The following is a 20,426-nucleotide window of genomic DNA, read 5'->3' on the forward strand; positions in this document are numbered from 1 at the left end:
ACTTCATGTTACAATGTATGGAAAAATAAAACCAATCAGAGGAGTCGGATAGAGTGGATACATATGAAGAAAAAACACTTACAAGTAACGAAATCTATAAAGGTAAAATTATTTCACTACGAATTGAAGAAGTTGAATTGCCAAATGGCAAAACCGCGCAACGTGAGTTAATTAAACACCCAGGTGCTGTCGCAATACTTGCGATTACAGCAGATGAAAAACTAGTTTTAGTTGAACAGTATCGAAAAGCATTGGATCGTTCTCTAGTTGAAATTCCTGCGGGTAAAATTGAGCCAGGTGAAGACCCGGAGACAACTGCAATACGTGAATTGGAAGAAGAAACAGGGTATTGTGCAACTGAATTCACATATATTCAGTCGTTTGCGACATCACCCGGTTTTGCGGATGAAATCATTCATTTATATTTAGCGAGGGGACTTAAGAAAATCGAAAACCCCGCGGCAGGCGATGACGATGAGTTCATCAATCTATTAGAAGTGACTATAGCTGAGGCGGACGAAATGATGGCAACTACGAAAATCTACGATGCCAAAACTGCTTTTGCAGTTCTTTATGCAAAAAAACTTCTAATAAATTGAGCTAAATTACTACGGACAAGCATACTCTATATAAACTAAGCGGAGGTGCAGTTATGGTCCGTTCTTTATCATTCATACATCTATTTGTTATTCTTGCGGTTAGCTATATCGGTGGTGCAATCTTATTTCAAGAAATACCTATTTCCACAATGGAAAAATTAATTTCCTTTTTCGATCCGAGAGTCGTCTATGGACATCAGGTTGGATTCGTCAGACCTGTCGCAATGACGGCATTATTTTTTGTTATTGCTTTTATTTTGTCTAACATTAAACAAGCTCGATTTGCTATTCTTTTTTTGGGGGCTTTGAAATCTGTTCTTTTTGGGCTCTCATCCGCTTTTCTACTTGGGTCGGGTATGAAAATACTCGATTATTCGATTTGGTGGTTCCCATTTCAATTTGTGACTTGCTTTTTATTTCTGGCATTTTGTGCAGTTCTTAACCCACCTTTTTTCTTGGGTAGAAACCGCTGGAAGAAGGAAAGCACAAACGCTTTACCGATAATAATTATCATGGCTGTTTTTGTAACGATTCTAGAAATCGTGATCTTTTATATTCTATTAAAATAATAAACCTTTACGTTATTATTAATTTCGCTCCCTTTATGTTGTAATAGCGAAAGTCCATTTGTTATAATGGATACAGTTTGAGGGGGGCGTCTTATGGAAAGCCGGATCGATCGAATAAAGAAACAATTGCACGGGGCCAGCTACAAGTTGACGCCTCAGCGCGAAGCGACGGTTTTGGTCCTCCTTGAGCACGAGGACGATCACCTTAGTGCGGAAGATGTCTTTTTGCTTGTCAAAGAGAAAGCACCGGAAATCGGGCTTGCTACCGTATACCGTACGCTTGAATTGTTAACCGATTTAAAAATTGTTGATAAAATTAATTTTGGCGATGGTGTTTCAAGATTTGATTTACGTCAAGAAGGAGCGAAACATTTCCATCATCACCTCATTTGTATAGAGTGTGGGATAGTTGATGAGATTAAAGAAGACCTCCTTGGTGAAGTTGAGAAAATTGTAGAAAGTCGTTGGGAATTTCAAATTAAAGACCACTGGTTAACATTTCATGGTGTCTGTAAAAGATGTCAAACAAGTGAAGACGAATGATACTAAGAAAATGGGGATGGCCTAACGCTATCCTCATTTGTCGTTAAAGTGGAGGCCCAATTTAGCAAAAGGGGGTATATAAATGAAAGATGCAACATTTGCACTAGAAGATTATATACATTTTTTGAAAGTGGAACGACAATTGGCAGATAACACAATAATTTCATATCGACGTGATTTAGAGAGTTATATTGATTTCATTAAAAGCTCGGGTTTTGAAACGATTGATGCTGTTGGTAGACAAGACATTCTCACGTATTTACATAAGTTGAGTGAAGAAGGGAAATCAGCACGAACCTCTTCTCGACACATTTCCTCGCTGCGTTCTTTTCATCAGTTTCTTCTTAGGGAAAAAGTGACAAATGGGGACCCGACAGTTCATTTAGAACTACCGAAAATCGATCAAAAATTACCAAGAGTATTATCGATGGCGGAAGTTGAGCTGATTATTAACGCACCAGATAAGAGTAAGCCACAAGGAGTTCGAGACAGTGCGTTACTAGAAATATTGTATGGAACGGGAATGCGTGTAAGCGAACTAATTGGTCTGAGTATGGATGATATCCATTTATCCATGGGATTCGTTCGAGTCTTTGGTAAAGGTGGTAAAGAGAGAATTATTCCACTTGGGAACCAAGCAATTGTAGCTTGTACCCGTTATATTGACGAAGCAAGACCGAAATTTATAAGTAAGCAAAGAGGTGTAGATGCACTATTTGTCAATATGAGAGGCAATCGACTGACTAGACAAGGGTGTTGGAAACTACTAAAAGGACATGCGCTTTCCGCGGGTCTTAAAAAAGAACTAACACCACATATATTGCGTCATTCTTTTGCGACTCATCTAATAGAAAACGGTGCAGATCTTCGTGCGGTCCAAGAAATGCTCGGTCATGCAGATATTTCTACAACACAAATCTACACACATGTAAGTCGAACTCACTTAAAAGAAGTATATGTAAAGTTTCACCCACGTGCTTAGTATGAGAATAGGAGGAAATTCCATTGAGTAAAGAGCTATTTAAAAGGATTCATTTGGTTGTGCTAGATTCGGTTGGGATCGGTGAATCGCCAGATGCCCATATATTTGGTGATGAAGGTGCGGATACGTTAGGACATATTGCAAAAGCAATGCAAGGACTAAATATGCCCAATATGGCGAAACTAGGACTTTCAAATATTCGTAAACTTGAAGGGATTCCAGTTGAAGCCGAACCCATCGGTTATTACGGGAAAATGCAGGAAGCATCTGTCGGAAAAGATACTATGACTGGCCACTGGGAAATGATGGGACTCAAAATAGATAAACCATTTAAAGTGTATCCAAATGGTTTTCCAGTTGACCTTATTACACAACTTGAAGAACGAATTGGTCGTAAAGTAATCGGAAATAAAGTAGCTAGTGGGACAAATATAATAGAAGAACTTGGGGAAGAACATATGCAAACTGGTTCAATAATTGTTTATACTTCTGCTGACCCAGTTCTACAAATTGCTGCCCATGAAAGCATTATCCCCATTGATGAACAATATAAAATATGCGAAATTGCTCGTGAATTAACGCTGAATCCAGAGTTCCTAGTCGGTCGTGTTATCGCAAGACCGTTTATTGGTGAATCAGGCTCATTTACACGAACAACGAACCGTCACGATTATGCACTTAAACCTTTTAACCGAACAGTTATGAATGAGCTTGCAGATTCTGGTTTAGACGTGATTGCGATAGGTAAGATTGCTGATATTTTCAATGGTGAAGGAGTAACTGAGTCCGTCCGAACACTAAGTAATATGGACGGAGTTGATAAGCTACTTGACGTAATGGGGAAAGACTTTAAAGGAATGAGTTTTACAAATCTAGTTGACTTTGATGCATTATTTGGTCATCGGAGAGACCCGATTGGATACGGTAAAGCACTTGAAGAATTTGATAAAAGATTAGCAGAAATTATGGAAGCAATGTTGGTTGATGATTTATTAATTCTGACAGCTGATCATGGGAATGATCCCGTTCACCCTGGAACAGATCATACACGTGAATATGTACCACTACTTATTTATTCACCATCGTTTAATGGTGGAGGGGAAATCCCCTTGAACGAAACATTTTCGGATGTGGGTGCGACGATAGCTGAAAACTTCAATGTTAAATTACCGGAGTATGGTAAGAGCTTCCTCCCTTTATTAAAAGGAAAGGTGTGATGTGAATGTTGAGAATGGTTGATGTGATTGAGAAAAAGAGAAATGGTGAAATACTAACACAAGAAGAAATCCATTTTTTTGTGGACGGCTATACAAACGGGACTATTCCGGATTACCAAGCAAGTGCTTTTCTGATGGCGATTTATTTTCAAGGAATGAATGCAGAGGAACAAGGTAATTTAACAATTTCGATGGTGGAGTCAGGAGACAGAATCGACCTCTCTGCTATTGCGGGGATTAAAGTTGATAAGCACTCAACTGGCGGGGTTGGGGACACAACTACAATTATTCTAGGCCCCTTGGTAGCTGCATGTGGCGTGCCTGTAGCCAAAATGAGTGGACGAGGTCTTGGACATACTGGAGGTACTCTAGATAAACTTGAAGCAATTGAAGGATTTCATATAGAATTATCAAACGAAGAATTTATTAAACAAGTAAATGACTTAAAACTAGCAGTTATCGGTCAAAGTGGAAATCTTACACCTGCTGATAAAAAATTGTATTCCCTACGTGATGTTACTGCTACAGTTGACAGCATACCTCTTATTGCAAGTTCGATAATGAGTAAAAAGATTGCTGCGGGTGCGAATGCTATCGTACTTGATGTGAAAACGGGTAATGGTGCATTTATGAAAACAGAGGAAGATTCGATTTTATTGGCCCATTCAATGGTTGCGATTGGTCAAAATGTTGGAGTAAATACGATGGCAATTATTTCAGATATGAGTCAACCACTTGGGAATGCAATTGGGAATTCACTTGAAGTGATTGAAGCTATTCAGACACTCAGAGGAGAAGGTCCAAAGGATTTAACAGAACTTTGTCTAGTCCTTGGTAGTCAGATGGTACTTGTAGGCGGAAAAGCAAAAACACTTGAAGAAGCGCGTGAGTTATTGGAAAAGGTCATAGTCGATGGATCCGCACTTGAATTACTTGGTCGTTTAATTGAAGCACAAGGTGGTAACCCTGCAATTATTCATGATACATCACTTCTGCCACAGGCGACCTTTAAAACCGAAGTGAAAGCAACGGCTGCAGGTTACATCACAAAAATGGAAGCAGATGATATTGGCATAGCTGCAATGCTACTCGGTGCCGGTCGTGCAACAAAAGATGATGAAATCGATTTAGCTGTAGGCATCGTACTTCGGAAGAAGATCGGCGATACTGTTGAAATTGGTGAAACAATCGCCATAATTCATTCAAATAATGAGGATGTTCGTCAATCTGAGTCGATTTTACAGAAACATATTTTTATTGAAGAAAAATACGTTGAACCACCACAACTTATCGGTAAAATAATTACAAATTGAAGAATAGATTTGGAGGCTACTCATTTACTTGGGTAGCCTCTTTTTTGTTTGCGGTAATTTAGTATGATTCAACGAATCTCAGAAATACTTAATAAGTACATGTGTAAATCACCTATAAGAGGTACATACTTTCAACAGAAAGGGGCGGTGTCGAAAAATAGGAAGTTTCGAATAACTTTGACTAGTTATGTCAGGTAAAAGGTTTAACCCTCATGAATGTTGAATGAATCGCATGAAGGAGGGGTTTCAGCATGGCTGATATCAAAATTACAGACAATGGGATTTTAGTAGCAACACTGCGCGGAGAACTTGACAATCATAAGGCGAATCGAATCCGTGCTCATATTTCTTCAACTATCTTTACTGGACAAGTTCGTGCAGTTATTTGGGATTTGGAAGGTCTTGGGTTTATGGACAGTGCAGGAATCGGTCTAATTCTAGGAAGAATGAGGGATTTAGCGCCAATGGGTGGAGAAACACTTATCTTAAATCCGACTGCAACAATGGAGAAAATATTTAGCTTTTCAGGACTCGGGCAGAATATTAGGCATTGTACGGTCGAAACAGCGATTGGGGAAATTGGAGGGGTAGCACATGGACAATGAAATGACGTTATCATTTGTTGCAATTGAGGAGAATGAAGCACTCGCAAGAATAGCGATGACATGTTTTATAACGCCACTCGATCCAACACTTGAAGAAATTTCAGAATTTAAAACCATTGTATCCGAAGCCGTTACAAATGCAATCATACATGGTTATAACATTGATGGAAGTAGCCTTGTGACAATCCACGCGACGATTGATGAGCAGAAGGTGACAATGACTGTAAGTGATGAAGGCGAAGGAATTGACGACATAGAACGTGCTATGGAACCGATGTTTACGACACGGCCACATATGGAGCGTTCTGGGATGGGATTTACAATTATGGAGAGTTTTTCAGATAATTTAAAAGTTGAATCGGTAATTGGAAAAGGAACGGTTGTCAAATTCGAGAAAACGTTTTCCCTTGTTACGGAAACGAGCAGAATGAGGTGAACTATGGACACATCCGTTGAAAAGCCGCATGCCTTACTGTCACAAGAGAAGATGAGGGAGTTAATCAAGATATCACAAGAAGGTGATAAAGAAGCAAGACGTATGATGGTGGAAGGCAATACAAGACTTGTATGGTCTATTGTTCAACGTTTTGCTTCGCGAGGTGCCGATCCAGAAGACTTATTTCAAATCGGTTGCATCGGGCTTATGAAATCAATTGATAAATTTGATTTATCTTATGAGGTAAAGTTTTCTACCTATGCAGTACCGATGATTGTTGGTGAGATTCAGCGATTTCTTAGAGATGATGGAATGGTGAAAGTAAGTAGATCCATACGTGAACTGAGTTTTAAAATTCGTCATGCCACAGATGATTATATAAAGAAAAGTGGGAAATCGCCAACGCTCTCTGAAGTAGCAGCAATCCTTGAAGTGTCTTTGGACGACGTCATTCTAGCATCAGATGCACTGCGTGATCCCGCATCACTTCATGAGCAACTCTATGAAAATGAAGGGGACAGTCTAACCCTCATGGATCAGCTAAGAGATGATCGTTCAGAAAGGGTTTTCGATCATATACCACTTAGGGATGTCATTTCAAAATTAAACAAAAGAGATCAAACAATAATCTATATGCGTTATTACTTAGATTGTACACAAAGTGATATTGCAGAACGGATAGGGATTTCACAAGTACAAGTATCACGATTAGAAAAGAAAATTCTTGCTCAGTTGAAATCCTGGATGGGTGTCGGTGCTGAGGAAAGTATGGTCAAAACTAGAACGGAGTAGAACAATGGAGAGATTTTTCCAGTCAACAAAAGAAGGCGAAGAGTGGTTTTTTGGTCTGTTTGATAAAGAACAGACATTTGACGCCACAGCTAGAAAGCTGCATCTTTGGGATATGCCCGCACTACTGCTATATATGAATGGACTTGTCGATGGCAATGTCTTAACAAACCTTTTTACTGAAATGCAATGGAACCAAGTTGACGAGCCGGTTGCGGAAGATAGCATCGAGAAATTTCTCAGCTATTTTCCGTATCATGCGGTAAGCCCCGCTAAAGATTTAGATGAATTATTAACGTCGATATTAAGTGGACAAGCAGCTTTCATAACACCGGAAGGTTTTGTATTTATTATTGATGTTCGGTCCTATCCGGGTAGGCAACCGGCAGAACCTGATACGGAAAAAGTGATCCGGGGGGCACGTGATGGTTTTACAGAAAACATCCTCCAAAATACAGCGCTCATTAGAAGACGGATTCGAACTGAGAAGTTAAGGATGGAAATTCATAAAACATCCGTGTTCGGCAAGACAGATATTGTATTATCGTTTATTGAGGGGGCAGCAAGCCCTGAACACCTTTCCTTTATTCGCGAGAGACTGGATTCGATTCAAACGGATGGACTGACAATGACGGATAAGCAATTAGAGGAGTTCTTATTCAAGCAAGGTTTTCATCCGATGCCTTTTGTCCGTTATACTGAAAGGCCAGACATTTGTGCAGCGCATCTTCTCGAAGGGCATATTGCAATCATAGTTGATACATCTCCATCAGTAATACTCGTTCCTACAACTTTATTCCATCATTTACAACATGCTGAAGAATATAGGCAAGCCCCGCTGATTGGAACATCCGTTCGATTCATACGTTTTACAGGATTTTTGGTAAGCTTATTTCTTCTTCCTTTTTGGTATTTACTTGCGACGCATCCTAAATACTTACCAGATATACTTAGTTTTATTGGCCCGAAAGATGTAGGAGAAATACCACTATTTGTCCAGCTATTTACGGCTGATGTTGGAATTGAAGTGTTGCGAATGGCGGCAATACACACACCAACACCTATGGCTACGGCTATGGGATTGGTAGCTGCAATTGTTATTGGACAAGTTGCGATTGATGTAGGACTATTTGCTGGAGAAGTAGTTCTATATGTTGCGGTCAGTGCAGTTCTAACCTTTGCAATTCCTTCATATGAACTTGGGATTACTACGAAGGTTTTTAGAATAAGTATTCTAATTGCAACAGCATTATTTGGAGCACCAGGATTTTTTATATCAATTGCACTATTGTTTTATTATTTATGTGCGTTAAAACCAATGAATGTGCCGTATTTGTGGCCGTTTGTTCCATTCTTCCCAAAGGCTCTAATGCATGTCATTATAAGGTTTCCTATGACTACTGATGCACCGCGGCCATACATTACAGATTCGCCAGATAGAAAACGCATATAACAGATCATTGCATCCTCACATCCGTCTATGATAAAGTTTTAGATAGTTAACCTTGGGGAGGAGGATGCTTAATGCATCTGTATGGAACACAATCAATTAATACTAATGGTCATTTGACAATTGGTGGAGTCGATACCATCGACATTGCTGGCGAATATGGAACACCAGTTATCGTTTATGATATTGAATTATTCCGCGCAAGAGCAAATGCTTTTAAAGAAACGTTCCGCAAAGCAGGAATTCGTGCTCAAGTAGCTTATGCAAGCAAAGCGTTCTCGTCAATTGCTATCTACGAAATTGCTAAAGAAGAAGGACTATCACTCGATGTAGTATCAGGTGGAGAATTATATACAGCGATAAAGGCGGATTATCCTAGGGAACGCATTCATTTTCATGGGAATAATAAAAGCTATGAAGAGTTAGAGTTTGCATTTGAAGAAAGTATAGGTTGTATTGTAATTGATAATTTATCCGAGATTGCTCTAATAAAAGAAATTTCGGAGAAACGTAAACAGAAAATGGATGTACTTATTCGTGTGACACCTGGTGTAGAGGCGCATACCCATGATTATATTACAACAGGTCAAGAGGATTCTAAGTTTGGATTTGACTTGAAGAATGGTCAGACGGATGAAGCTTTTTTGCAGTTGTACAAACATCCCTATATTAATGTTTTGGGTATGCACTGTCATATTGGTTCTCAAATTTTTGAAACAGAGGCTTTTCGCTTCGCTGCAGAAGCACTTATGACAAAAATGATTGCTTGGCAAAAGGATTATGATTTCATTTGCACTGTATTAAATTTAGGTGGAGGTTTTGGTATCCGTTATACTGAAGAGGACAAGCCTTTAGAACCTTCTGTTTACGTTAAAGAAATGGCAATGATTGTCTCATCTATGACTGAAAAGTATAAATACCCGGTTCCCGAAATATGGATTGAACCCGGTAGATCTCTTGTAGGGGATGCTGGTACGACGCTCTACTCATTTGGTAGTACAAAAATAGTTCCGGGGGTTCGTACATATATTGCTGTAGACGGTGGAATGTCTGACAATATTAGACCTGCACTTTATGGAGCAAAATATACTGCGGTTACAGCAAATCGAATGAATGAATCGCATTCAACAAAAGTGACAATTGCAGGAAAATGCTGTGAATCTGGAGACAAACTAATAGAAGAAGCATTTCTGGCAACACCTGTTAAAGGTGATATTATCGGAACTTTTTGTACAGGGGCTTATAGTTATTCAATGGCAAGCAATTACAATCGACTTCCAAGACCCGCTGTAGTATTCGTGGAAAATGGTCAGCATCAACTTGTTATTCGAAGAGAAACGTATGAGGATATCATTAGACTTGACATTCCCTTGCGTAATATGAAAAGTGGGGAAGTACTTTGAGGAAACGAAATATAATATTATTAGTTTCTATTTTGGTTGCTAGTTGTATATGGGGTGCTGTATATTGGTATTTTATAGCCCCATTTATTGATCCAAGGTAACTGCCCATTACTTGAAAAACTGCGACATTCCTATTCGATTGACGAGATTTTCAAAAAAGAAGGGGTTCAATATTATGCTATTACGGTATAAAAAAACATATGAAAAAATTGCTATGGGTTTGCTTTCATTTATGCCTAGTGAGAAAGGTGTGAAAAGATTACAAGAAACAATGCACATGTATGAAACGGAAGCAGATTGGCAGTTATATTTATATAAAAAAGAAGAAGACTTTATTGGTTTGGTTGGTATCATTATGGAAGAAAATGAGTACACCTTAAATCATATTACCGTCAATCCGTCTTTCCGTGGTGAAGGAATCGGTAAAGAAATGGTTACTAAGTTAAGGGCAATGTTCCCAACCAAAGAATGCATGAGCACGGAAGATACAGATTTGTTTTTACAAAAATGCACACAAAAGGAAGAAGGAGCAGATTAATATTCTCTGCCCTTCTTTTTTTTATCACGTATTAGAAGTATATCTGATCGGTCGCGGAGCATATGTTTATGAATAACGTCATCGCTTCCTGTTGGGAGAAGTTCGAGTACAAGTTGCAGATCGTTAACAAGCGATTCAAGTTCATCTGATATAATGTGGATTTTAAACGTGCGATAAGATTCATCATTTTTCAACTGACTTAGCATTTTATTGATATCTTTACATAAAAGATTAAAATCGATTCCATCTGTGTATTCAGGATAGTCTACCGTCATTGTTTCCATTCTTGAGTACGCCTTGCGAAGTGTACGTTGTGCCCCAACCTTGTTGTCTCTTCGGAAATGGTATATTCCGGTTGACAGTAAAATGTATGCGGTAAGTGGATGGTCTTTTGTTCGATTCGGAATTGATTTCCAATATTCTTCTAATACTTCATGACATTCAAAGTAATCTTGATTCTCATTAAAATAAACAATAAACTTTAGAAATAATGGATTGTGAAGTGGTTTCATACAATCAGTCCTTTCAAGAATTAAAAATGACAGGCAGGTGGTAAGTAATGTTATATAAAGTGAAACTTGAAGCATTTGAAGGGCCTCTAGATCTTTTACTCCATTTAATCAATCGACTTGAAATCGATATTTATGATATCCCCATGTCGGAATTGACACAGCAGTACATAGAACATCTTCACACGATGCGTGTGCTGCAACTCGATGAATTAAGTGAATATCTTGTGCTTGCTGCAACTTTGATTGAAATTAAAAGTAAAATGTTATTGCCTATCCATGAAGGTGATGACTTTGGCAATGATATCGATTTCAGCTTAGAAGACGATCCAAGAGATGAACTTGTTGCACGCTTAATTGAATATCGGAAATACAAAGATGTGGCAATTGTTTTACAAGAATCTGCACAGGAGCGAGCCGAACATTTCAATAAAAACCCGGAAGATCTTACACAATTCGGAGAAGTTATTGCAGTTTCAACCGAAGCCAACTTGAATGTATTCGATTTAATTGGCGCGTTTCAAAAAATGCTTGATCGGAAACGCTTAAAGGCACCTCTTACTGCTAGTATAACGAAGATGGAGCAGTCTGTGGGGGATAAGATGGACGAAATCATGGAGAGACTTGAAAGAAGCGGTGGAAGCTGTGATTTTTACTCCCTTTACGATGAAGGGGATTTGTCCGAACTTGTCGTTACTTTTCTTTCGTTACTTGAACTTATGATGCGTAAAGATGTGACCGTGGAACAAGGTTTCAATTTTGATCGGCTAATTGTCTCTTTCCGAAAGGAGGGAGTGACTCATGGAGAATCGTGACAGGGTAATTGGAATGCTTGAAAGTTTTTTATTTATGGCTGGCAATGAAGGCTTAACAATTGCACAATTAATTGCATTAACAGAGTTAGAAGAATCAGAAATACTTGTATTACTAGAAAGACTTTTAACCAATTATGAAGAAAGAATTGAAAGTGGTATTACGTTGAAGTTGTTCGGTGGAGCATACCAACTCGTAACAAAAGCTGAATACGCAAATGACATTAAACGTTTGTTAGAAAACCCGGCTCCTCACTCGATTACGAAAGCCTCACTTGAAGTGCTTGCAATAATTGCTTATAAACAACCAGTAACGCGAGTTGAAATTGACGATTTGCGCGGTGTAAAGTCAGATGGCCCTGTTAATACATTAATCTCCAGAGGCTTCATTATGGAGAATGGTCGTTCTGAAGGGACTGGACGAGCGATATTGTATGGTACTACAGATTTGTTTTTAGATCGTTTTGGACTAAGTTCACTTAAATCATTACCGCCACTTATGTTGGAAGAAAATAATGTTCAAGAAGATACAGACTTGTTTATGACACAATTCCAAGAAGTATTTGGAGAAAAAGAGTGAGGAGGAAAGAGTTCTTGAAACGGACAGTGTTCATCGTCCTATTTATGTCATTATTTCTCTTTATCGGTAGTGCAGATGCTTCTGCTAGACAAGCATGGGCCGTTATCGATGCGGAAACAGGTAGATTATTAATGGGTTCTAATGAAAATGTCAGTTTACCAATTGCGAGCTTGACAAAAATATGGACCGCGTTAACTGTTATTGAAAGTCGTTCTTTATCTAGTGAAGTTATAATATCCCCCGAAGCTGCTTCAGCTGAGGGTTCCTCAATTTATTTACAACAAGATCAAGTGGAAAATGTAGATGGCTTACTATACGGTTTAATGCTTCGGTCGGGTAATGATGCTGCCCACGCACTTGCGGAACATACTGGAGGTTCGTTGGAAGGTTTTGTAGATTTAATGAATACGAAAGCACTGTTTTATGGCCTACAAGATACAGTTTTTACAAATCCATCTGGTTTACATGATGAAAAGCATATGTCTACAGCCTATGAAACCGCTCGAATGCTTTTTTTGGCAATGAAAAACGAAAAGTTTAGGGAAATTGCTGTGACTAAGAATTATAGATATAAAATTAAAGACAAAAGTTATAATTGGGAAAATAAGCATCGACTAATTCATTCGGAACCGACAGCTATTGCTGGAAAGACGGGCTTTACAAAAGCCGCTGGGCGTACTTTAGCTACTTACTTCCAAAAGGATGATAAAAAAATTATAGTTGTCACTTTAAACGATGGAAATGATTGGAACACACATAAGAACCTAGCCAATCAGGTATTTAAGTCTTATAAACTAATAACCGTTGCAAAAAAAGGTACGTATTCTATTTTACCTGGAATAGATGGTGAGCTTGAAACGCCTATTCGATTACTTTTAAAAAAAGGAGAAAAGAAGAATTTGTTTTCCGTTGTACGTATTCCAAGGGGGAAAAAATCATTAAGTAATGGTGACTGGACAATCTCTCTAAACAACGAAACACTAGTTACATCACCAATACTGATTAAACAATAACAAAAAAAGTAAACAGATCGAGTGAAGTGATAAATCAAGATATTTTTTAGAATTTAATAAACATATGTCTAAATTGAGAAGACTGCCTCTGTATAGGGCAGTCTTCTTTTAATTTCTCTTAAAGTATGACATAATTTTCACAGCACATAGGACGGAGTGAACTAATGGAAAGATTACAAAAGGTGATAGCACAAGCAGGTATTGCGTCTCGAAGAAAATCAGAGATATTAATTGTTGACGGAAAAGTAAAGGTGAATGGGATTGTCGTTACAGAATTAGGAACGAAGGTCTCCAGTTCTGATAAAGTAGAAGTTGAAGGGGTTCAAATCACAAAAGAGGAAAGTGTCTATTTTCTTCTATATAAACCTCGTGGCATTATTTCAACAGCTCACGATGAAAAAGGACGAAAAACAGTGTTGGATTTATTTCCACATATTGAAGAAAGAATTTTCCCGGTTGGGCGTCTAGATTATGATACTTCTGGTGTAATAATTATGACGAACGACGGTGATTTCTCATATTTAATGACGCATCCAAAGTTTGAAATTCAAAAAAAATACATTGCTAAGGTAAAAGGTATCCCACAACGCGAAGATTTGAAGAAATTGGAACAGGGGATTCTTTTAGAAGACGGAATGACAGCACCTGCACATGTCAAGATGCGAACAGTTGATAAAAAATCCAATACTGCATTAATAGAAATTACAATCCATGAAGGTAGGAATCGTCAAGTACGAAGAATGTTTGATGCGATTGGTTGCCCAGTAGAAAAACTAAGAAGAGAATCATTTGCAATTCTTACGACTATCGGTCTAAATGCAGGTGAATCAAGACAATTAACGAAACACGAGGTAAAACAATTACGAGTACTTGCTGAAACGGGTAAAATTGGTTAATACTAATTAAATACTATCGTTCACAGACCTTTCATTAATTACAAGGGTTTGTGTATATCTATTTGTTATACTATATGGTGAACTAGTGGGTTAGGGGGTTATGTGTATGACTCATTTGAGTGATAAAGAAAAACTTCGAGCATCAAAGAAAAAAAAACGTCTTATAATTAGAACGATAATATTATTCGTGCTTGTCTCAGCTGTCATTTTTGCCATCTTAACGAAAAAAGATGTAAAAATGTTGAAAGTTGGCGATCAAGCTCCCGATTTTGAACTCGTTGATTTAGAGGGGAATAAACATAGACTATCTGATTATCGAGGCGAAGGTGTTTTCCTTAATTTCTGGGGAACTTGGTGTGCTCCATGTAAGAGAGAGATGCCTGCTATGGAAAGAATGCATGCTGAATTTGAAGACAAAGGTGTCCACATTTTAGCAATAAATATTAAAGGTTCTGATTTACAAGTGGAAACATTTAGAGATGATTACGGATTAACGTTTCCTATTGCCATTGATAAAGATGAAAGTGTAAAGGAAGTTTATACTATAAAGCCTTTACCTACTACATTTATTATTAATAAGGATGGAAAAATTGAACAGATTATTATACGGGAAATGTCTGAAGCTGAAATTCGTGGCTATATGGAAAGCATTCAACCCGAGTAAGGAGCACATTTGAAATGAGCGAAATTAAATGTCAATGCGGCCATACTAATCCTTTTGGTACAGTGCTTTGTGAGAAATGTGGTCGGCCACAAACCGAGGAAGCAAAAGAGAGTACGCTCGTCGATATGAGATATGAAGGTTCCGCAAGAAGATCACAAACATATAATAAATCGATTATTGATCGTATATGGAACTTCTTTTCAAGTGTCAAAATAGGGATAAGCATCATTGTTGCTGTACTTACAACATCGGCAATTGGAACAATGTTCCCTCAAAAAATGTATGTAGCTGCACAAACGGATGCAGAGTACTTAGCTTATTATGAAAGACTTTATGGTTTTGCCGGTACTCTTTATTATAAACTTGGTTTTTATGATATGTATTCAAGCTGGTGGTTCAAAATATTGATAGGAATGCTTTGTACTTCTATCATTATTGCTAGTATAGATCGGGTCATTCCGCTTTATAAATCACTAAAGCTCCAACGTACAAAAAGACATCCATCCTTTATGAAGCGGCAACGTGTATACGGTGCAGGTAAAGTTTCTGATGTAGAGGATTCATTCGTAAAAGCGGAAAAGAAACTGAAAGAATTGAAATATAAGGTAAAAGTTGAAGATGGAGCGATACTCGCGGAAAAAAACCGTTTTGCAAGATGGGGCCCTTACGTAAATCACACGGGTCTTATTATATTCTTTTTCGGTATATTATTGCACGGTATTCCAGGATTTTACGTAGATGAAGCAATGTGGCTTCGAGAAGGTGAAACTCGATCGATACCAGGTGCTCCGGGCTATTATTTAAAGAATAACAAATTTATCTTGGAAAATTATACAAAAGAAGATGCTGGTGAAGTTTTTGAAACAGCACTTGATCGTGTTGGAATGATTGCTAAAAATTATCAAACTGACGTTAGTTTATATAAAAAAGATAAGGACGGGTTGCCCGGGCAATCAGAAAAGCTAGAATTCCAAAAAGACTATTCCATTATTGTGAATAAACCATTGACATTTGATGGCTATTCAGTTTTTCAAATGGACTATCGTTTAGATGAGTTATCAGCGATGACTTTCCAACTTACTGAAAAGTCAACTGAGAAATCACTTGGAGAGTTTACAGTTGATCTAGTAACTCCTGAACGCGTCTACGACTTGGGCAATGGTGCAACCGTTGAACTTAAAAACTATTTTCCAGATTATAACGGTGTAGAAGACGGAGTACCTGTATCGAAGTCGCCAATACCAAACAATCCAGCATTTATATTTAAAATGATTACACCAGCTAAAACAGATGGTGAAATGAGTTTTGTTGCAATTCGTCAAACGCTGGAAACAGAAGTGAATGAGTACAAGGTGAACTTTGTAAGTGCGGAAACACGTGATATTTCAGGACTTACAATTCGTAAAGATAAAACTTTGTATATTCTAATACTTGGAGGCATTATCTTTATGATTGGTGTTACACAAGGAGCTTATTGGAATCACAGACGAATTTGGGTTCAAAAAAGTGAAGATGATGAAATGCTTATCGCAGCTCATACAAATAAAAACTGGTTTTATTTGAAGAAAGAAATTGATATCGTAAAAGATTATGCCAACTTACCAATTTATGAAGACAGAGAAGACTCCGATTCCCAATTGGATGATCAGGAAGGAGATTTTAAATAATGGATTTAGCATCATGGAGTTCCAATTTACTATTCATTTCATTCATTGCATATTTAGTCGCAACACTTTTTTTTGGTGGCGCGGTAAAAGGTGCCAATTCCAAAGAAACATATAACAATAGTAGATGGGGCAAAATTGGTATTACAATTACCATAATTGGTTTTCTAACACATCTTGGTTACTTCTTTACACGTTGGGGAGCTGCTGGACATGCTCCATTAAGTAATATGTTCGAGTTTACAACTGCGTTTGCAATGATGTTAGTCGGGGCATTCATAATGCTATTTTGGTTGTACAAAACACCTTCTTTAGGTTTGTTTGCACTGCCGATTGCGATCATAATTATTGGCTATGCAAGTATGTTTCCTACCGAAATAACGCCGCTAATACCTGCACTTAATAGTTATTGGTTATATGTACACGTAAGTACTGCGGCTCTCGGCCAAGCTATTTTTGCAATTGGTGCTGTCGCTGGACTCGTTTTCTTACTTAAAAATGTAGATATGACTAAGAAGTCGAAGTCTAGTTTTTGGTTAGAAGGCGTCATGTTCGTTATTATCCTGACACTTGGCTTCATTTTATCGTCCACTGCATTTTCTGTGGCGGGTTACGAAGCCGAATTCACATATGTGAATAAAGATGAACAACCGGGAAAAATGATTTATAATTATCCCCCTCTTTTTGGTTTAAACGAATACGTTGCAGTAACACCCGATAGAATGACACCGCTTGTTGAAATGCCTGCAATTGTTAACGCTAAAACGTTAACGACATTGGTTTGGTCAGTAGCAACGGGAATCGTATTGTACTTGTTAATACGACTTATTGTTCGAAAGCCAATTGCTGCAGTGTTTCAACCGCTTGCGAGGAAGACAAACTCTCAGTTGATGGATGAAATTGTCTATCGCTCCGTTCTTATCGGTTTTCCAGTATTTACGTTAGGCGCACTAATATTCGCCATGATTTGGGCACACGAAGCGTGGTCAAGATTCTGGGGATGGGATCCAAAAGAAGTATGGGCTCTTATTACTTGGCTCTTTTATGCAGCATTTCTACATTTGCGACTCTCCAAAGGTTGGGAAGGTAAGAAATCTGCATGGCTTGCGGTAATTGGATTCGTCATTATTATGTTTAACTTAATTGTTGTAAACTTAATTCTTGCTGGACTTCACTCATACGCTTAAAAATGACTGTATAGACAGCGTTCTTTAGGACTGTGCGGAAATGTTTCATATCCCGTACAGTCTTTTTATTTCTATTTTAGTGTGTCGATTGTACAATGGTAATTAGAAGAGATTGAAAGGGGAAATTATGCATGGATGAAAAAGTTACTTTACTCGTTGTGGACGATGAGGATCGAATCCGTCGTTTATTAAATATGTACCTAACACGTGAAGGCTATGATGTTGAAGAGGCTGAAGATGGCGCTGAGGCACTTGAAAAAGCACTTGCGAATAATTATGATTGTATATTACTTGATCAAATGATGCCCGAAAAAGACGGTCTTGAAGTCTTGCTTGAATTAAGAGAGCAAAAAAATATGACGCCAGTTATTATGTTAACTGCAAAAGGGGAGGAATCTGATCGCATTACGGGTTTAGAATCAGGTGCAGACGATTACATAGTAAAGCCGTTTAGTCCTAGGGAAGTTGTGTTGAGGGTTAAAGCAATTTTGCGAAGATCCGTAACGTTCCCGGGCGTAGCTTCTACTTCGGCATCAAAAGATTTGGTTGTCTTTCCACAGCTTACAATCGATCATGATGCACATCGAGTAACAGCTGAAGGGCAAGAGGTAAACTTAACTCCAAAAGAATACGAATTATTATACTTTCTGGCAAGATCACCAGATAAAGTATTTGACCGTGAGCAATTGTTAAAAGAGGTTTGGCATTATGAGTTTTTCGGAGATCTTCGCACTGTAGATACACATGTTAAACGTCTTCGTGAAAAACTAAACAGAGTTTCCGAAGGTGCGGCTAAAATGATTGTTACAGTTTGGGGTGTCGGATATAAATTCGAGGCCCATAATGAATAGAATATGGAACTCAATCGTCGGGAAGCTGTGGGCAACCATACTGCTTCTCGTTACTTTTATATTGTTTATTGTTACCGCATTACTCCTAGAGTTTCTAGATAATTTTCATACAGAACAAGCGGAGAAGTCGTTAGAAAGAGAAGCGTTCACAATTGCGAAAATTGTATGGCAGCATGAGGATGATGAATCTACACTTATTCCAATCGTTCAGGATATTTTGAATGAGGAAACGAATGCAATTATTTTGAACGAAAACGGTAAAGTTACACATGCTTTTCAAAAAGGTTTAAATAAAGAAAAAATTGAACAAAAGATTCTTTCAGAACCGGCATTTAAATTGGTCGCTACTACGGGAAAACCAGTATTTAAAGAAATGATTTTACCGTCAATTGTTGAACACGATGTCATGGAGAAATACATTGTTCTCGCGGATCCGTTCATCTCAGAAAATGTGACGAGTGGTACTGTATTTATTTACCAAAGCCTTGAAGCAATACATAATACTACTAAAAGAACGACAACTATCGTTTTTCTTTCAGCTTTTATCGCTTTTATTCTAACAACTATTTTCGCCTTTTTCCTATCCTCCAAAATTACTTCGCCACTAAGAGAAATGCGTCAAGCAGCTTATGAATTGTCCAAAGGTAATTTCGACACTACGTTGCCCTCGCTTCAAAATGACGAAATCGGACAACTTGCTACGGCATTCAATCAAATGGGAAGACAACTTAAATATCATGTTGAATTAATAAATCAGGAAAAAGAACAACTAGAAAGTATTCTTACTTCTATGACGGATGCGGTAATAACTTTTAACAGGGATTATACGATTTTGCTTAGCAATCCCCAAGCAGAAAGATTACTGCAAAACTGGTACTTTAAAAATAATGCAACAGATAAAACAATACCACCAGAAATATTTCATATGTTGGAGCATGTTTTGTCTTTTTCAGAGGAAGTTGAGGATGAACTTGAACTTGGTGGACAATTTTACACCATTTCGATAAGTCCACTTTATAGCGGTAACAGTATACGGGGTGCTGTTGCGGTACTTCGAGATATGACCGCACAGCATCAGCTAGACAAGCTAAGATCAGATTTCATAGCCAATGTATCACACGAGTTAAGAACGCCTATCTCGATGCTGCAGGGCTATAGTGAAGCCATTCTTGATGGCGTCCCTTCAAATGATGAAGAGCGTAATGAAATGGTACAAATCATTCATGAAGAATCTAAAAGGATGGGACGTTTAGTAACTGATTTACTTGATTTAGCTCGAATGGAATCCGGTCATATGATTCTTCATAAAAATGTGTTTAATGTGGCTCCGTTTTTGGAACGCGTCGTAAATAAATTCATGCAAACAGCTAAGGATGCAGAAGTAGAATTGGTTTTTAATACTTCAAAAGGTATCGATACTTTTCTGGATGCAGATGAAGATCGAGTCGAACAAGTGTTTACAAATCTGATTGATAATGCAATTCGTCATACACCAAGTGGAGGAAATGTAAGTCTCGCTGTCGAAATATACATGGACACTTGTGAAATTATAGTGACAGATACGGGCTACGGTATTCCTGAAGAAGATTTGCCTTTTATTTTCGAAAGATTTTACAAAGCAGATAAAGCTAGAACAAGTGGAAAGGGTGGCACAGGACTTGGTCTTGCAATTGCCAAAAATATAATCGATTCACATGGTGGTATGATTTCTGCTACAAGAGGTATTCATTCGGGAACTATTTTCAAATGTGTATTACCATTAAAACAAATGTAACTTTTAACAGTTCAAAACGACTAATAATATGA

General features: G+C 38.0%; 22 protein-coding genes. 21 read left to right on the top strand and 1 reads right to left on the bottom strand.

What is annotated here, in order from left to right; all coding sequences use genetic code 11:
* Nucleotides 1-53: 53 nt before the first annotated feature.
* From ACP8HH_RS07955 to ACP8HH_RS08010, 12 genes are all read left to right on the top strand, one after another.
* Nucleotides 54-599, top strand: coding sequence for an NUDIX hydrolase (locus tag ACP8HH_RS07955; protein WP_438318310.1), 546 nt, complete (start codon nt 54-56; stop codon nt 597-599).
* Between the two features lie 53 nt (nt 600-652).
* Nucleotides 653-1,168 carry a hypothetical protein gene (locus tag ACP8HH_RS07960; protein ID WP_438318313.1) on the top strand — a complete coding sequence of 172 codons (516 nt, stop codon included), beginning with the start codon at nt 653-655 and terminating at the stop codon, nt 1,166-1,168.
* Nucleotides 1,169-1,261: 93 nt separating this feature from the next.
* Nucleotides 1,262-1,711 (top strand): ferric iron uptake transcriptional regulator, encoded by a 450-nt coding sequence (gene fur, locus ACP8HH_RS07965; protein ID WP_438318316.1) that lies wholly within the window; start codon nt 1,262-1,264, stop codon nt 1,709-1,711.
* 82 nt (nt 1,712-1,793) lie between these two features.
* A complete protein-coding gene (xerD, locus tag ACP8HH_RS07970; protein WP_438318318.1) occupies nt 1,794-2,693 on the top strand; it encodes a site-specific tyrosine recombinase XerD in 900 nt (299 codons plus the stop codon).
* 23 nt (nt 2,694-2,716) lie between these two features.
* Complete coding sequence (gene deoB, locus ACP8HH_RS07975) at nt 2,717-3,910, top strand: phosphopentomutase (RefSeq protein ID WP_438318321.1); 1,194 nt, start codon at nt 2,717-2,719, stop codon at nt 3,908-3,910.
* 8 nt (nt 3,911-3,918) lie between these two features.
* Nucleotides 3,919-5,223: a pyrimidine-nucleoside phosphorylase gene (locus tag ACP8HH_RS07980; RefSeq protein WP_438319073.1), complete on the top strand. Its 1,305-nt coding sequence runs from the start codon at nt 3,919-3,921 to the stop codon at nt 5,221-5,223.
* 251 nt (nt 5,224-5,474) lie between these two features.
* Complete coding sequence (locus ACP8HH_RS07985; RefSeq protein ID WP_438318324.1) at nt 5,475-5,828, top strand: anti-sigma factor antagonist; 354 nt, start codon at nt 5,475-5,477, stop codon at nt 5,826-5,828.
* Nucleotides 5,818-6,264, top strand: a complete 447-nt coding sequence (spoIIAB, locus tag ACP8HH_RS07990; protein ID WP_438318327.1) for an anti-sigma F factor — start codon at nt 5,818-5,820, stop codon at nt 6,262-6,264. Before ACP8HH_RS07985 ends, spoIIAB begins: the two co-directional genes overlap by 11 nt.
* 3 nt (nt 6,265-6,267) lie before the next feature.
* Entirely contained in the window at nt 6,268-7,056 is a 789-nt protein-coding gene (locus ACP8HH_RS07995; protein WP_438318329.1) for a SigF/SigG family RNA polymerase sporulation sigma factor, read from the top strand.
* A gap of 4 nt (nt 7,057-7,060) precedes the next feature.
* Nucleotides 7,061-8,506: a spore germination protein gene (locus ACP8HH_RS08000; protein ID WP_438318332.1), complete on the top strand. Its 1,446-nt coding sequence runs from the start codon at nt 7,061-7,063 to the stop codon at nt 8,504-8,506.
* A 71-nt stretch (nt 8,507-8,577) separates the two neighbouring features.
* Nucleotides 8,578-9,906: a diaminopimelate decarboxylase gene (lysA, locus tag ACP8HH_RS08005; RefSeq protein ID WP_438318335.1), complete on the top strand. Its 1,329-nt coding sequence runs from the start codon at nt 8,578-8,580 to the stop codon at nt 9,904-9,906.
* A 175-nt stretch (nt 9,907-10,081) separates the two neighbouring features.
* Nucleotides 10,082-10,444 (top strand): GNAT family N-acetyltransferase, encoded by a 363-nt coding sequence (locus tag ACP8HH_RS08010; RefSeq protein ID WP_438318338.1) that lies wholly within the window; start codon nt 10,082-10,084, stop codon nt 10,442-10,444.
* Here the strand turns inward: ACP8HH_RS08010 and ACP8HH_RS08015 are convergent.
* Complete coding sequence (locus tag ACP8HH_RS08015) at nt 10,441-10,956, bottom strand: DUF309 domain-containing protein (protein WP_438318341.1); 516 nt, start codon at nt 10,954-10,956, stop codon at nt 10,441-10,443. The genes ACP8HH_RS08010 and ACP8HH_RS08015 overlap by 4 nt on opposite strands.
* Before the next feature lie 47 nt (nt 10,957-11,003).
* Between ACP8HH_RS08015 and ACP8HH_RS08020 the strand changes: the two genes are divergently transcribed.
* The 9 genes from ACP8HH_RS08020 (at nt 11,004) to ACP8HH_RS08060 (ending at nt 20,394) form a co-directional block, all read left to right on the top strand.
* Nucleotides 11,004-11,768 (top strand): segregation/condensation protein A, encoded by a 765-nt coding sequence (locus tag ACP8HH_RS08020; protein WP_438318344.1) that lies wholly within the window; start codon nt 11,004-11,006, stop codon nt 11,766-11,768.
* Nucleotides 11,755-12,345, top strand: coding sequence for an SMC-Scp complex subunit ScpB (gene scpB / locus ACP8HH_RS08025; protein WP_438318347.1), 591 nt, complete (start codon nt 11,755-11,757; stop codon nt 12,343-12,345). Before ACP8HH_RS08020 ends, scpB begins: the two co-directional genes overlap by 14 nt.
* Before the next feature lie 14 nt (nt 12,346-12,359).
* A complete protein-coding gene (locus ACP8HH_RS08030) occupies nt 12,360-13,358 on the top strand; it encodes a D-alanyl-D-alanine carboxypeptidase family protein (protein WP_438318350.1) in 999 nt (332 codons plus the stop codon).
* Nucleotides 13,359-13,522: 164 nt separating this feature from the next.
* A complete protein-coding gene (locus ACP8HH_RS08035; RefSeq protein WP_438318353.1) occupies nt 13,523-14,254 on the top strand; it encodes a pseudouridine synthase in 732 nt (243 codons plus the stop codon).
* Between the two features lie 106 nt (nt 14,255-14,360).
* Entirely contained in the window at nt 14,361-14,918 is a 558-nt protein-coding gene (gene resA / locus ACP8HH_RS08040) for a thiol-disulfide oxidoreductase ResA (RefSeq protein ID WP_438318356.1), read from the top strand.
* 14 nt (nt 14,919-14,932) lie between these two features.
* Complete coding sequence (gene resB, locus ACP8HH_RS08045; protein ID WP_438318359.1) at nt 14,933-16,585, top strand: cytochrome c biogenesis protein ResB; 1,653 nt, start codon at nt 14,933-14,935, stop codon at nt 16,583-16,585.
* Complete coding sequence (ccsB, locus tag ACP8HH_RS08050; RefSeq protein ID WP_438318362.1) at nt 16,585-17,769, top strand: c-type cytochrome biogenesis protein CcsB; 1,185 nt, start codon at nt 16,585-16,587, stop codon at nt 17,767-17,769. Before resB ends, ccsB begins: the two co-directional genes overlap by 1 nt.
* Before the next feature lie 131 nt (nt 17,770-17,900).
* Complete coding sequence (locus ACP8HH_RS08055; protein WP_438318365.1) at nt 17,901-18,620, top strand: response regulator transcription factor; 720 nt, start codon at nt 17,901-17,903, stop codon at nt 18,618-18,620.
* Nucleotides 18,613-20,394: an ATP-binding protein gene (locus tag ACP8HH_RS08060; protein WP_438318368.1), complete on the top strand. Its 1,782-nt coding sequence runs from the start codon at nt 18,613-18,615 to the stop codon at nt 20,392-20,394. The genes ACP8HH_RS08055 and ACP8HH_RS08060 overlap by 8 nt, the downstream gene beginning before the upstream one ends.
* The last annotated feature ends 32 nt before the right edge of the window (nt 20,395-20,426 follow it).

The organism is Sporosarcina sp. FA9, assembly GCF_051550205.1.
Taxonomy (GTDB): Bacteria; Bacillota; Bacilli; order Bacillales_A; family Planococcaceae; genus Sporosarcina.